The sequence below is a fragment of the Nocardioides sambongensis genome (genome assembly GCF_006494815.1).
In the GTDB taxonomy this organism is placed as follows: Bacteria; Actinomycetota; Actinomycetes; order Propionibacteriales; family Nocardioidaceae; genus Nocardioides; species Nocardioides sambongensis.
Genome location: NZ_CP041091.1, coordinates 1,859,471 through 1,872,972, shown reverse-complemented (window position 1 = coordinate 1,872,972; position 13,502 = coordinate 1,859,471). Strand labels below are relative to the sequence as shown.

Here is a 13,502-nt window from a genome sequence, read left to right as displayed (position 1 = left end):
TCCCGCGCTCCGCGGGATGCACGAGGAGGAACGATGTCGCAACGACCGCTCACCGTCCGGGTCGCCACCTGGCTCCTGTGGCTGCTCATCGCGGGCGGCCTGGTCGTCTCGGTGCTGGTGGTGGTCTTCCGCGATGACCTCGACGCGGTCTGGTCCCCGATCTCGGCGGGGGACAGCACGGTCCAGCCCACCGACTTCGTCCCCGTCATCCTGGTGCTCTACGTCGTCATCGCGGTCACCATGATGACGATGATCACCCTCTTCCGCGGGCGGCACCTCTGGGCCCAGCAGGGTCTGGCGATGATCTCGCTCGGCATCCTCGTCGGCGCGCTCGGGATGATGCGCACCGAGTCGCCGCTGATGGTGCGACTGGCTGCCGTGGCGGCCGGAGTCGTGGCGGCGGTGGCGGTGGTCTTCCTCTGGCACCCCGAGACGACCCGCTTCGTCCGCGGCACCGGCCCCGCCGCGGACGGTGGGGAGGACGCCGACCCGGGCTCCGGCACCGGCCCCGGGGCGCCCGCCGACACCAGCGCGTCACCCGCCGGTTCCTGACCGTCGAACCCGATCCGGCGCCGGTCGTCGCGGGGCCGCGAGAGCCGCTCTTGACGTTGTGACGGGGCGGAGGTGTACCTTCGAGGTGTTCGAACATCTGTTCGAACACCTTCGGTCGGGGATGCCTCGAGCCCATCCTCGCCGGAGGCCCCGACGAAGGGAGTCCCCATGGCGAGCCAGACCACCACCAGCCGTTCCGCCGCAGCACCCGAGTCCGACGACTGGCAGCCGCACACCCTGCCGGCCACCACCCACTCCTACCTGCTGCGCGCCGCGGGCTCCCTCAGCGAGGCGGTGACGGCCACCGACGCCCCGACCCGTTACGCCTGCGCCCACGTCGCGGCCCTGCGCGCCGCGGCGGCCCTCCTCGCCGCCCGGGCGCGACCCCAGGTCCGTCCCTCCCGTCGCCAGCAGAACGCCTGGGTCCTGCTCACCCAGGTCGCCCCGGAGCTGGGGGAGTGGGCCACGTTCTTCGCGGCCGGCGCCGCCAAGCGCGCCGCGGCGGAGGCCGGCTCGAGCCGGGCCGTCACCGAGCGCGAGGCGGACGACCTGGTCCGCGACGCGGACCGGTTCCTCGCCGTCGTGGAGGCAGCACTCGGGCTCACCCCGCACCCGTCCGTGGGCGATCAGCTCGTCGGGCGCGTCGCCGGCTGACCGACCGGCACGGGGGAGGCCGTAGTGTTCGGTTCATGGCGCTGCGCAGACCGACCGGCCCGTCCACCGCGTCGCCCCGCACCGCGGTGGTGTGGGACGTCCTCGACGCCGCACTCCGGGGCGAGCCGCGGCGGATCGTGGACATCGGCGGCGGCACCGGGGGTTCTGCGGTGCGTCTGGCTGCGGCCGGCCACCAGGTGTCGGTCGTCGACCCCAGCCCGGACGCCCTGGCCGCCCTCGCCCGGCGCGCCGGCGACCTGGGTGTCGAGGTGGACGGCCGTCAGGGCGACGTCGCGAGCCTGGTCGAGCTGGTCGGCGCGGAGTCGGCGGACGTGGTGCTGTGCCACGGCGTCCTCGAGGTCGTCGACGGGTCGGCAGCCCTGGCCGCGATCCGCAGCGTGCTCCGGCCCGGCGGCATGCTCAGTCTCCTGGTTGCGCAGCGCGATGCGGCCGTGCTCGCCCGCGCCATGGCGGGCCACTTCCAGCAGGCGATCGCCCTGCTGGACGACGGGTCCGCGGGCGACGGGCGCCGTGGGCGTCGCTACACCGCCGACGAGATCGTCGCGCTGGTCTCCGGCGCCGGCTTCACCGTCGAGCAGACCCACGGCATCCGGGTCTTCGCCGACCACGTGCCGGCCGCCCTGCTCGATCTCGAGCCCGGCGCGTCCGCGTCGCTGGTCGAGCTCGAGCGTGCCGCTGCCGCTCGGCCGGACTTCCACTCGCTGGCCACCCAGCTGCACCTGCTCTGCGTGCGCGCCTGACCTCCGTGCCGCCCGGGTCACCGGGACCTGCCGGTGAGCGGACCGGCGGCGAGCGGACCGACCTGCTTCCTGCTGCACGTCGACATGGACGCGTTCTACGCCTCGGTGATGACCCGCGACCGCCCGGACCTGCAGCAGGTGCCGGTCATCGTCGGCGGTGGTCATCGTGGGGTGGTGCTCGCCGCCAACTACCCGGCCCGCCGCTACGGGATCCGCTCCGGGATGTCCGGCGTGGAGGCGCACCGGCTCTGTCCGACCGCGGTCCGGCTGGCGCCGGACTTCGACGTCCTGGTGCCGACCTCGCGAGCGATCATGGCGACCTTCCGCACGTTCACCCCCGTGGTCGAGGTGATGTCGCTGGACGAGGCGTTCCTCGACGTCCGCGGGGCCCGTCGCCTGCTGGGTGAGCCGGTGGAGATCGCGGCCGCCATCCGCGCCCGGATCCGGGACGAGCAGGGCATCCCGTGCTCGGTCGGGATCGCGGCGACGGTCTCGGTCGCCAAGCTCGCCAGCCGCCGGGCCAAGCCCGACGGCGTCGCCGAGATCCCGCCCGACCGGTTCGCCGAGCTGGTGCACCCCCTGGACGTCGGCGAGCTCTACGGCGTGGGCCCGGCGACCCGCGAGCGACTGCACCGGATCGGGCTGATCACCGTGGGCGACGTCGCCGCGGTCGCTCGCGAGGACCTGCGGCGGATGATCGGGCAGCACGCTGGAGCACACCTCCACGAGCTCGTGCACGGGACGGACCGACGCGAGCTGCGGCCCGGCGGCGCCGGCGTCTTCGGCTTCGGCGAGGGGGCGCCCGAGGGCAGCATGGGCGCCCAGCACACCTTGGCCGTCGACGTCACCGACCGGGACCGGCTGGCGCGGGAGGTGCTCTCGCTCGCCGCGCGGGTGGCGGCGCGCGCCCGGGCGGCCGACAAGGTGGCGCGCACCGTGGCCGTCACCGTCCGGTTCAGTGACTTCACCACGCTGTCCCACTCCCGCACCTCGCCCGAGCCGACCGACGTGACCCAGGAGATCTACGGCATCGCACTCGCCCTGGTGCTCGGTGTGGTCCGAGCGCACCCGGCCCGTGCCGTGCGGCTCCTGGGAGTGCGTGTCGAGGGCCTGCAGCGCCGGCGCCCCGGGGATGGTCGCCAGCTCTTCCTGGGAGAGCGCGATCCCGGGTGGCCGGACGCCGACCGTGCCGTCGACCGGGTCAGCGCCCGCTTCGGTCGCAGGGCGGTGCGTCGGGCGAGCACGCTGTGAGGGCCCCTGCGGCCTGCCCCGGGGTGTCCGAGCGCATTGAATTGTGACGTCGGTCTACCAGTACTCGGAACGCCTGCCTACACTTGCACCAGGGACCGGCGGAGGCCGGACAGCACGTGTGGAGGACCAGGTGCCACTTTCCGAAGAGGAGCTCCGACTGCTCGAGCAGATGGAGCGCGCCCTCGTCGAGGAGGACCCCAAGTTCGCCTCGACCCTGCGCGGGACCACGATGCGCCGCGCGGCGCGTCGCAGAGCGATCCTGGCCGGGCTCGGATTCGCCGTCGGCGTCGCCGTCCTGATGGGCGGCGCGATCAGCGGATACTGGCAGATCGGCATCGTCGGCTTCGTGATCATGCTCGGTGCCGCGACCGTCGGCCTCGGCGCCCTCCGCGGCCAGCGCGTCTCCGGTGCCCCCGAAGCATCGATGAGCGCCCACCCGTCCGGGTTCCGCGTGGTCGAGGGTGGACGCACCAAGCGGCGCACCTCGCGCCGCGGCTCCGACTCCGGATTCATGGACACGCTTCGCGCCCGCTGGCGCCGTCGGCGCGACGAGCGCGGCTACTGATCCCTCCTCGCGCGATCCGCTCAGCGCCGCGTGATCCGCAGCGCCGCGTGATCCGCTCAGCCTCCGCGCCGAGGTCGTCCGTGGTGCGGACCGACGGTCAGCGCTCGTTCCACAACGACCGGGGCAGCCAGGCGGCCCGTCGCCGCTGACGACCGGTGGCTGCTGCTCGCACGGCCGCGATCACCGTCTCCGCGGCGGTGCGCGCGGGACCACGGCGACGGCCAGGCCGCCGGTCGACGTGGGGCGTGCGTACCGGTCCTGCTCGACGGCGAGGACGAGCTCGTCCAGCGCAATGGTGACCGACCGCGGACGGGTGCCGTCCGTGGCGTCCACCGGGAGCTCCGTGCCGTGCAGCCGGCCACGAAGGACGGTCGCGATCTCTCGCGGTGAGCGTCCCTCGGGCCACGTCGTCCCCAGGTCGATCACCGTGGCGCGCACCTCGCTCCACAGCGCCTCGGCGTCCCCGTCCAGTCGCTGGTCGCGGCGCCGGCGGCGCAGCACGTGCGGCAGCGCCGCGAGCACGAGGAGCAGCACCGTCCCGGCGCCGATGCCGAGCCACACCAGCAGCGCCGGCGTACCGGAGTCGGCGGACGAGCCGTCCTGGTCGGCGTCGGCGTTCACCGGGTCGTCGGGTACCTCGGTCGGTGCGGGCTGCTGGCCGGGGCCGGTGGCGTCAGTGGGCTCGGGCTGCGGCTGGCCGGAGGGATCGACCTGCGGCGCCGTGCGCACCGGGACGGTCGAGTAGTTGGGGGCGCTCTCCGCCCGACTGTCGGGGGTGGGCTCGAAGCGCACCCAGCCGGCGCCGCTGAAGTACAGCTCGGGCCAGGCGTGCAGGTCGTGGGAGCTGTACTCGTACTCCCCGTCGCCGATCGCCGTCGAGTCCAAGAACCCCACCGCCACCCGGGCCGGGATGCCGACCATCCGGGCCATGATCGCCATCGACGCCGCGAACTGCTCGCAGTAGCCGATCCGGCCGCCGGGCTGGTCGGAGAGGAACTGCTCCAGGGTCTGCCCGAAGCTGCCCTTGGGAGCCTTCTGCAGGTTGTACTCGAAGCCGCCCTCGGTGCGGAACCACGCCTGCAGCATGCGGGCCCGTTCGTAGTCGCTCACCGCGCCCTCGGTGACCTCCTGGGCGTAGCCGCGGACCACCGACGGGATCCCGCCGGGCACCTCGAGCACCTCGGGGTCCACGTCGGAGGCGGGGGAGTTGGCGAACCACCGGCCGTCGGTGCCGTAGTCCGGCTCGATCGCCGTCATCGTGTACGACGATCCCGCCGCGTTCTCGTCGTCGACCGCGAGGAAGTCCATCGTGTCGGCGTCGTAGCGCCACCCGTCGCCGGCGTGGATCTCGTTGATCGGGAACTGGGTCGGCAGCCACGTCGAGTCGAACTGGTCGGTGATCTCGACCTGGTACTGGTGGGTGGTGCGGGGCACGTCGGGGGAGAGACCGTCGGGTGGCGGGAGCTCCCGGTCGCTGTTCTGCTCGGGGGAGACGTCGCGGTCACCGCTGCTCCACTCGTTGCCGGTGAACCGGTTGAGCACGGCGACCCGGAGGTAGCTCGGGTTCAGCTGGTCGGTGGTCACCCGGATCAGCGGGATGTCCAGCCCGCGCTCGAGGTCGCGGCGGAGGTCGGCGCGCGGGTTGCGGATGGTGATCTCGCCCCCGCCCGCGCCGGTGCCCACGCCGAGCAGGGTGGTGTCCAGCATCGGGATGAACGGGGGAAGGACCAGTGCGAGCGCGATGGCGGCCACGGCGATCTGGCCGAAACCACTCCGCACCGCCGACGCTACGGTCCGCGCCGGTCGCCGCGGGGCGCTCGAGCCCGCCGGCAGCTGCTCCGGATCGGTCTCCTCCAGCGGCTGCCCCCACCCCTGTGCCCGGTGCCGCGCGTCGAGCTGGAGCAGCACCAGGAAGCCGAGCGCCGCGCCCGCGAACGAGACCCAGCTCGGTCCCGCCGCGGCCAGGCCGGAGGGGACGGAGTAGATCGCCAGCAGGCCGAGTCCGGCCAGCGCGGCCCGGTGCAGGGTGCAAACGAGGGTGTCCATCAGGACCAGGAAGAACGCGGAGCCGAGCAGCAGCAGCGGGGTCACCGGCGGCACCTGGTCGCTGACCGGCGCCGCGTAGGTGCGTGCCGACACCAGGGCCACGTCGAGGGCGTCGGCCAGCTCGTCGAACCCGGTGAGCGACCCGGTGACCTGCCAGGTCAGCGCGACGCAGCCGACCCCCAGCTGCGCCGCGACCACCACGATCCTCGGTGTGCCGACCCAGCGGAGAAGGGAGCCGCTCACCACCAGCACGCAGGCCAGGACGGTGGTCGGCAGCAGGAACTCCTCGGGCGACATCAGGAAGTCCCGCCAGGAGCTGAGCGCGATCCAGGTGGTGGCTGCCGTGACCAGCGCGACGAGCAGGCCGTGCGCTGGTGGGAGGCGTCGTCCGCTCATCGGGCGCTCACGTCCCGACCTCCGTGCGGTCGGCCCGGTCGCCGTCCTGCTCGGTTGCGGACGGGCGCACCGCGCCGTGGGCGCGGTGACGGGACCGCCCCAGCTCGCGCCAGGCGACGTCCAGCCGGTCCCGCGGCCCGATGGTCACCGCACGCCACCCCAGCGACCCGGCGCGCGGCCCGTGCGGCGCGGCGCTGGACTGACGAGCCGAAGCCCACGCGGACACATCGAGCTCGATGGCGAACGCTGCGCCGGAGTCATGCCGGATCCGGCGCAGCGCAGGGGCGTCGTCGTGGCCGGAGTCGCCGAGCACGGCGATCACCAGCCCACCGCGCGAGGTGTCACGGGACCAGGCCGCATCGAGGCGGGGGCGCGGCGTGGGCTGGATCAGCGCCAGCCGCTCCAGGATCACGGTGAGCGTCTCGCCCTGGGGGATCGAGGTGCCGTCCGAGGTCACCAGCTGCACCGTGTAGCCGTGCTGGTCGAGGTGCGCCGCCACCGACGCGGCGGCGCTCACCGCCGCCTCGAAGCTCGAGGCCATGCCCCGGCCGCGGTGCGCCGACCGACGCGTGTCGAGCAGGACCACGGCGCGCGCCTCCCAGGGCTGCTCCTCGCGGCGCACCATCAGCTCCCCGACCCGGGCCGAGCTGCGCCAGTGCACCCGGCGCAGCTCGTCGCCGCGGCGGTACTCGCGCACGCTCACGTCCTCGGCGCTACCGCTGGCGAAGGACTGCGGTCGGTGGTCGCCGGTGCCGCTCCAACCGCCGGCGAGCCCGATCGGCGGCAGCGGGACCGTCCGCGGCGTCACCGTCAACGACTGGCTGCCGGGGTGGAGGCGCTGCACCTCGACCAGGCCGAAGGGATCGGTCGAGCGGCTGGTGACCGGACCGATCTCGAACTGACCGCGCACGTCGGAGCGCACCTGGTAGGCCAGGTGACGGCGCCAGCCCCGGGTCAGCCCGGTCAGCACGTAGCGGGTGCGGCTGCCGAGCGCATACGGGATCTGGTCCTCCACCAGCAGCGTGCCGGCTCGGCCACGCCCGGCCTCGGCGAGCGTCAGACGCACCGTGGCGGCCTGGCCCGCGGTGACCAGGCGCGGGGCCACCTCCCGCTGCACCTCGATCTCGTGACGTCGCCACCCCACCAGGGCCGCGCTCAGCAGCGGTAGCGCGATGATCAGCACCCCGATCCGCGCCAGGGACGTCTGGCCCAGCAGCACCGAGCACACCACGGCGGTGACCCCGGCCGCCAGGAAGGCCCGGCCCCGCAGGGTCAGCCCGCTCAACCCGTCGCGCACGTGTCCTCCGGGTTCAGGGACGGGGGTCGGGGACCGGCACCTTGGCGGCCAGCCGCTCCAGGATCGACCCCGCTCCGCGGCCGCCGACGGCGGCCTCGGCGCTCGGAAGCAGGCGGTGCGCCAGCACCGGGTGGACCAGCGATCGCACATCGTCGGGGAGCACGTAGTCGCGTTCGTGCAGCGCCGCGTAGGCCTTGGCGGCGCGGACCAGGTGGAGGGTGGCGCGAGGGGAGGCCCCGAGCAGCAGATCGGGGGTGTCCCGGGTCGCCGTGACCAGCGCGACGGCGTACCGCTGCACCGACTCCGCGACATGCACCTGCCCCACGATTCCGCACAGCTTGCGCACCTCTGCGCCGTCGGTGACGGGCTCGAGATCGTCGAGGGGGTTCAGGGCGGTGTGGGCGTCGAGCATCGCGATCTCCGCGGTCGGCACCGGGTAGCCGATCGAGACCCGCGCCATGAACCGGTCCCGCTGGGCCTCCGGCAGGGGATAGGTCCCCTCCATCTCCACCGGGTTCTGCGTCGCGATCACCATGAACGGCGCTTCGAGGTGGTACGTCGAGGCGTCCACGGTGACCTGACGCTCCTCCATGCACTCCAGCAGCGCGGACTGCGTCTTGGGGGATGCCCGGTTGATCTCGTCCCCGATCACCACGTTGGCGAAGACCCCGCCCGGCCGGAACTCGAACTCCCGCGTCGACTGGTTGAACACGGAGACGCCGGTGACGTCGGAGGGGAGCAGGTCCGGGGTGAACTGGATCCGGCGCACCGAGGAGTCGATGCTGCGCGCCAGCGCCTTGCTGAGCATCGTCTTCCCCACGCCGGGGACGTCCTCGAGCAGCAGGTGGCCCTCGGCGAAGAGCACCACCAGCGCCGCCGTGACGACCTCGCTCTTGCCTTCGATGGTCCGCTCGACGTTGGCCCGGATCCGGGCGCCCACCCGCGCCACCGAGGTGACGTCGGCGGCGTCGGCCGAGGAGCGCGGGGCGGCGGCGGGCGGCGCCGGCCGCGCTGGATTCTGATCCACGTCTCGGTCTCCCTCGGGTTGCGTCATCCTGCGTCGTCACGGTGTGGCGGCGTGATGCAGGTAACCGTACGTCGCGAGGTGAACTCCACTCTAGGAACCTCCCCGCGCACCACCCGGGGACCTCTGCGGCGCGGGTACCGGCCGACTTCCCCCACATTTCCCTCCACCACGCCCCACCACCCTCCCCACCACCGTCCCCACCGGGCTCCCCACCGCGCCCCCGGTCGGCCGTCGGCCGAGCACCGTCCCGCTCCACCGGCCCCCGGGTGCAGCGGAATCGTCCCGTCCCACGCCGCTGACCTGGGGTTTTCCCGCGTGTTCGCCCCGGTTCGCCGTACCCCGCCTCGGCTGAGGGTCCGTGACCGGTGCGGGGTCGGAGCGGGGTCAGGGGCGAGGGCGCCGCCGCTCCGAGGCTCGCCCAGGCGGCTCGACGCGCCACCGTGGTGGTTGACGGTGGGGGAAAGTGGAGTACTGTGGGGGAAAGTGGAGGATGAAGGAGTGGAGGGGATGTCCCGATGCTCTTCATGGGCACGTACACCCCGAAGCTCGACGACAAAGGTCGGGTCTTCCTCCCCGCGAAGTTCAGGGATCGACTGGCGGAGGGCCTCGTGGTGACGCAGGGACAGGAGAACTGCCTCGTGGTCTGGCCTGCCGACGTCTTCGCCGACGAGGCCGAGCGGGCCGCGTCGCGTCCGATGACCAGTCGCTCGGCCCGTCGCTACGCACGTGTTCTGTTTGCCGGTGGTGACGAGGGCAAGCCCGACAAGCAGGGCCGGATCGGGATCCCGACCCACCTGCGCGAGTACGCGTCGCTGGACAAGGACGTCGTGATCATCGGCGTCCGCGACCGCCTGGAGATCTGGAACCCGCAGCGCTGGCGCGAGTTCCAGGCCGAGGCACTGGCCGACTTCGCCGACCTGGACGAGGACGACGAGGACTGAGCCCACCCGCGCCACTCGGGGCGCCGACACAACACAACAGCGGATCCGTAGGACCAGGTCTCAGCCCGCTCCCGGGCGCTGCGACCCACCTGGAGCACCTTCCCCGGCCCCAGGCGGACGCGAACCATCTCCTGGGGCACCTTCCCCGGCACCAGGCGGTGGCGCCGCCGGAGCGGGCGGGGACCTGGCTCTACGGATCCGAGGCGTGGGGTGGCTGCGGCCGCGACCACCGCCGACAGCCACCGAACCACCGCCCGGTCGGCAGCCGGGCTCGAGCACCAAGGGTCGAATCCATGAGCCATCTGCGGATCTCCTCGCCGGACCTGTCCGGCGACCGGATCCCGGCCGCAGCGCGGGACCGGGAGCCCCGGGTCCGCGACCGCGCCCGCGAGGCGGTGGTCCTGATGGTCTTCTCCGCCGGCGTCTCGGTGGCCCTGACCCTGGTGGTCCTGCTCGGCTCCGGACTCGGGCGCTGAGCCGGATGAGCGCCGCCCGCCACGTCCCGGTCCTGCTCGACCGGGTCGTGGACCTCCTGGCCCCGCCCTCGAGCAGGACGGGTCGATCCTCGTCGACGCCACCCTCGGTCTCGGCGGGCACAGCGAGGCGGTGCTGCAGCGGTGCCAGCAGGCGCGGGTGGTCGGCATCGACCGCGACCCGGAGGCGCTCGCGCGCTCCCGGGAGCGCCTGGCACCCTTCGGAGACCGCTTCACCGGCGTCCACGCCGTGTACGACGAGATCCCGGACGCGTTGGTCGGCCTCGGCGTCCCCGAGGTCGACGGAGTCCTCTTCGACCTCGGTGTCTCCTCGATGCAGCTCGACCTCCCCGAGCGCGGGTTCGCCTACGCGGTGGACGCTCCGCTGGACATGCGGATGAACCCGACCGCCGGCCTCACCGCCGCCGACGTGCTCAACGACTACAGCGCCGCCGAGCTGACCCGGATCCTGCGCGACTACGGGGAGGAGCGGTTCGCCCGTCGGATCGCCGACGCGGTGGTCGCCGAGCGGGCACGCGAGCCGTTCACCGACTCCGCCCGACTGGTGGCACTGCTCTACGACGCGATCCCGGCGCCGGCGCGCCGTACCGGAGGGCACCCCGCCAAGCGCACCTTCCAGGCGCTGCGGATGGAGGTCAACGACGAGCTCCGGGTGCTCGAGCGGGCGCTTCCGGCCGCGCTGGGGGTGGTCTCCGTCGGCGGACGGGTGGTGGTCGAGTCCTACCACTCCCTGGAGGACCGGATGGTCAAGCGGGCCTTCACCCGGGTGACCCGGTCCGAGGTGCCCGAGGACCTCCCGTTCGTCCCCGAGGGCCAGGAGCCGCCCTTCCGGCTGCTCACCCGCGGCGCCGAGCAGGCGCCCGAGGAGGAACGCGTCGACAACCCGCGAGCCGCCTCGGTCCGGCTGCGGGCCGTCGAGCGCACCCGCCGCACGTCCACCGACCACACCCACCGGACCCGACGAGGAGCAACCCGATGAGCACCACCGCCGCCCAGCTCCGCAGCCGTCTGCCACGGGTGTCACCGCGCGCCGCCCAGGCCGCCGTGCAGCGGGCCCGTCTCACCGTCGTCCCCCGGGTCCGCAGCCGTGCGCCCCGGGTCCCGTTCGTCACCCTGATCAGCATGCTGCTGCTGGGCGGCGTGATCGGGCTGCTCCTCTTCAACACCTCGATGCAGCAGGCCTCGTTCCAGGCGACGGCCCTGGAGCGTCAGGCCAGCGACCTCGGAGCGCGGCAGGAGGCCCTCGAGCTCGACCTGCAGGGGCTGCGCGAGCCGGCCCGGATCGCGCAGGCCGCCCAGCGCCAGGGGATGGTGATCCCGGCGACCGCCGGCGTCCTCGACCTCGGCAGCGGCAAGGTCACCGGTGACGCTGCCGCCGCCGACGGCGAGCCGCTGCCGATCTCGCCGCCCGCGCCGACCCGACCCGAGGTGCTCGCCCCGGTCACGGTCCAGGAGTCCCCGAAGCAGGGGGAGCGGGGCGAGCGACGCCGTGACGGACGCGACGGCGAGCCTGCCGCCGGACGATGAGTCCGACCACCTAGGTTGGTCCGGTGACCCGCCTCAGCCGTCTCCGCCCGGGCCGGCCCGGCCGCGTGCCGGCCCGCCGCGGCTCGTCGCACCGCCGGATCGGCATCGGGTTCCTGGCGATCGCGTTCGTGCTGTCGATGTTCGCGGCCCGGCTGGTGCAGCTCCAGGGCATCGACCCCGGCTCGTACGCCGCACTGGCCGCGGCCGAGGGCACCGAGGACGTGGTGCTGCCCGCGGCACGGGGCGACATCACCGACCGCAACGGCGACCCCCTGGCCGCCTCGGTGGCGGGCACGATGATCGTCGCCGACCCGGCCCTGACCTCCGACGACGCGGCCGACCTGGCCGGCTTCCTGGCGCGCCGCCTCGACGTCGACTACCAGGAGACGCTGCAGCGGCTGCGGGCCGAGGACAGCCGCTTCCAGTACATCGCCCGCCAGGTCCCGACGTACCGTGCCGAGGACGTGGTCGCGGACGCCGAGGAGAAGGGCTTCAGCGGGCTGTTCACCGAGAACGACCCGCTGCGGACCTACCCCAACGGTGACCTCGCGGCCAACCTGGTCGGGTTCCTGGGCACCCCGGAGGACGACGGCAGCGCGGTGGCGCTGGCCGGCCTGGAGGACTCCTTCAACTCCTACCTCTCCGGCACCGACGGGGAGGCGCGCTACCAGATGGGCGCCGGCAACCAGATCCCGCTCGGCGACAACACGGTGACCCCCGCGCAGGACGGCAGCGACCTGCAGACCACGATCGACCAGGACCTGCAGTGGTACACCCAGCAGGTGCTCCAGCAGACCGTGGAGAGCGCGGGCGGCGAGTCCGGCATCGCCGTGGTGATGGACAGTCGCACCGGGCAGCTGCTCTCCCTGGCCGACTACCCGACGTACGACGCCGCCGACCCGCAGGAGTCCCCGGAGGACCTCTACAAGTCCAGTGCGCTCACCGACGTCTACGAGCCCGGGTCGGTGGAGAAGGCGCTGACCATGGCCGGCCTCCTCGACGCCGGGCTGGCCACGCCCCGCACCAGGTTGACCGTCCCTGGCGAGCTGAACCGGCAGGACCGGCCGATCGGCGACTACTGGGACCACGGCACGCTGCGCCTCACCCTGGCCGGTGTGCTGGCCAAGTCGTCCAACATCGGCACGGTGCTGGCCTCCGACGAGTTCGGTCGTGGCCAGCTACGCCGCTACCTGAGCAGCTTCGGCCTCGGCAAGCGCACCGACGTCGGCCTCGGCGGCGAGACGAAGGGCATCCTGAAGTCGGTGGCCGTCACCACCGACCAGGAGGAGGACCGGATCTCGTTCGGTCAGTCGCTCTCGGTCAACGCGGTGCAGATGACCGCCGCGATCAACGCGATCGCCAACGGCGGCGTGCGGATCGACCCCAGCCTGGTCCTCGGGTCGGCCCGGGCCGACGACGGCACCGAGGTCGGCACCGACCAGGTCACCGAGCACCGGGTGGTCTCCGAGCAGGCGGCCCACCAGACGATGCTGATGATGGAGCGGGTGATCGACCCCGACGCCGGCGTCGCCCCCGCCGCCGCGGTCCCCGGCTACCGGGTGGCCGGCAAGACCGGCACCGCCCAGCGGGTCGGGGAGGAGTGCGGCTGCTACGACGGCACCACGACCGTCTCCTTCGCCGGGTTCGCCCCGGCCGACGACCCCCGGTTCACCGTGTACGTGGTGGTGCACGCCCCGTCGAACGGCGGCGGCGGTGGCTCCGTGGCCGGACCGGCGTTCGCCAAGCTGATGAGCTATGCCCTCCGTCGCTACGGCGTGGCGCCGACCGACACCCAGCCCAGCCGACTTCCCGTGGAGTGGTGACCATCGACCCCGCCGTCCCCGACGGACCCACCGCACGCCCGCAACACGTGGAGCCGGTGCCGCTGGCCACCGTCGCCGGCTGGCTCGCCGACGGGCAGCTGCGCCCCGCCCCGGCGCCCCCGAGCCGACGATCACCGGCCCAGCGGTCACCGGCGTCTGCCTGGACTC

12 protein-coding genes and 1 pseudogene are annotated in these 13,502 nt (G+C 73.6%); 10 read left to right on the top strand and 3 right to left on the bottom strand.

Features of this window, described 5'->3' with window-relative positions:
• The first annotated feature begins 33 nt into the window (after window positions 1-33).
• From FIV43_RS08735 to FIV43_RS08715, 5 genes are all read left to right on the top strand, one after another.
• Window positions 34-552: a hypothetical protein gene (locus FIV43_RS08735; RefSeq protein ID WP_141013810.1), complete on the top strand. Its 519-nt coding sequence runs from the start codon at window positions 34-36 to the stop codon at window positions 550-552.
• A gap of 168 nt (window positions 553-720) precedes the next feature.
• The gene (locus FIV43_RS08730; protein WP_181407732.1) at window positions 721-1,206 is read left to right on the top strand and encodes an SAV_6107 family HEPN domain-containing protein; all 486 of its coding nucleotides are present in this window, start codon (window positions 721-723) and stop codon (window positions 1,204-1,206) included.
• 35 nt (window positions 1,207-1,241) lie between these two features.
• Window positions 1,242-1,967: a methyltransferase domain-containing protein gene (locus tag FIV43_RS08725; protein WP_141013809.1), complete on the top strand. Its 726-nt coding sequence runs from the start codon at window positions 1,242-1,244 to the stop codon at window positions 1,965-1,967.
• Between the two features lie 33 nt (window positions 1,968-2,000).
• Entirely contained in the window at window positions 2,001-3,218 is a 1,218-nt protein-coding gene (dinB, locus tag FIV43_RS08720) for a DNA polymerase IV (protein ID WP_231123854.1), read from the top strand.
• Window positions 3,219-3,348: 130 nt separating this feature from the next.
• Entirely contained in the window at window positions 3,349-3,783 is a 435-nt protein-coding gene (locus FIV43_RS08715) for a DUF3040 domain-containing protein (RefSeq protein WP_141013808.1), read from the top strand.
• Window positions 3,784-3,963: 180 nt separating this feature from the next.
• Here FIV43_RS08715 and FIV43_RS08710 read toward each other — a convergent pair whose 3' ends face one another.
• Genes FIV43_RS08710 through FIV43_RS08700 form a run of 3 tightly spaced genes read right to left on the bottom strand, consistent with a single transcriptional unit; the run spans window position 3,964 to window position 8,549 of the window.
• Complete coding sequence (locus FIV43_RS08710) at window positions 3,964-6,225, bottom strand: transglutaminase family protein (RefSeq protein WP_141013807.1); 2,262 nt, start codon at window positions 6,223-6,225, stop codon at window positions 3,964-3,966.
• A 7-nt stretch (window positions 6,226-6,232) separates the two neighbouring features.
• Window positions 6,233-7,522: a DUF58 domain-containing protein gene (locus FIV43_RS08705; RefSeq protein WP_141013806.1), complete on the bottom strand. Its 1,290-nt coding sequence runs from the start codon at window positions 7,520-7,522 to the stop codon at window positions 6,233-6,235.
• Window positions 7,523-7,535: 13 nt separating this feature from the next.
• Entirely contained in the window at window positions 7,536-8,549 is a 1,014-nt protein-coding gene (locus FIV43_RS08700; RefSeq protein WP_407938876.1) for an AAA family ATPase, read from the bottom strand.
• Between the two features lie 515 nt (window positions 8,550-9,064).
• Here FIV43_RS08700 and mraZ point away from each other — a divergent pair.
• The 5 genes and pseudogenes from mraZ to FIV43_RS08680 all read left to right on the top strand — a co-directional run bounded on the left by mraZ (window position 9,065) and on the right by FIV43_RS08680 (window position 13,334).
• A complete protein-coding gene (mraZ, locus tag FIV43_RS08695) occupies window positions 9,065-9,490 on the top strand; it encodes a division/cell wall cluster transcriptional repressor MraZ (protein WP_141013804.1) in 426 nt (141 codons plus the stop codon).
• A 293-nt stretch (window positions 9,491-9,783) separates the two neighbouring features.
• Entirely contained in the window at window positions 9,784-9,966 is a 183-nt protein-coding gene (locus FIV43_RS20925; protein ID WP_181407731.1) for a hypothetical protein, read from the top strand.
• Window positions 9,967-9,971: 5 nt separating this feature from the next.
• A pseudogene (rsmH, locus tag FIV43_RS08690) lies at window positions 9,972-10,963 on the top strand (16S rRNA (cytosine(1402)-N(4))-methyltransferase RsmH).
• Entirely contained in the window at window positions 10,960-11,511 is a 552-nt protein-coding gene (locus FIV43_RS08685; protein WP_141013803.1) for a hypothetical protein, read from the top strand. The pseudogene rsmH and the gene FIV43_RS08685 overlap by 4 nt, the downstream one beginning before the upstream one ends.
• Window positions 11,512-11,534: 23 nt before the next feature.
• The gene (locus FIV43_RS08680; RefSeq protein ID WP_231123853.1) at window positions 11,535-13,334 is read left to right on the top strand and encodes a peptidoglycan D,D-transpeptidase FtsI family protein; all 1,800 of its coding nucleotides are present in this window, start codon (window positions 11,535-11,537) and stop codon (window positions 13,332-13,334) included.
• The last annotated feature ends 168 nt before the right edge of the window (window positions 13,335-13,502 follow it).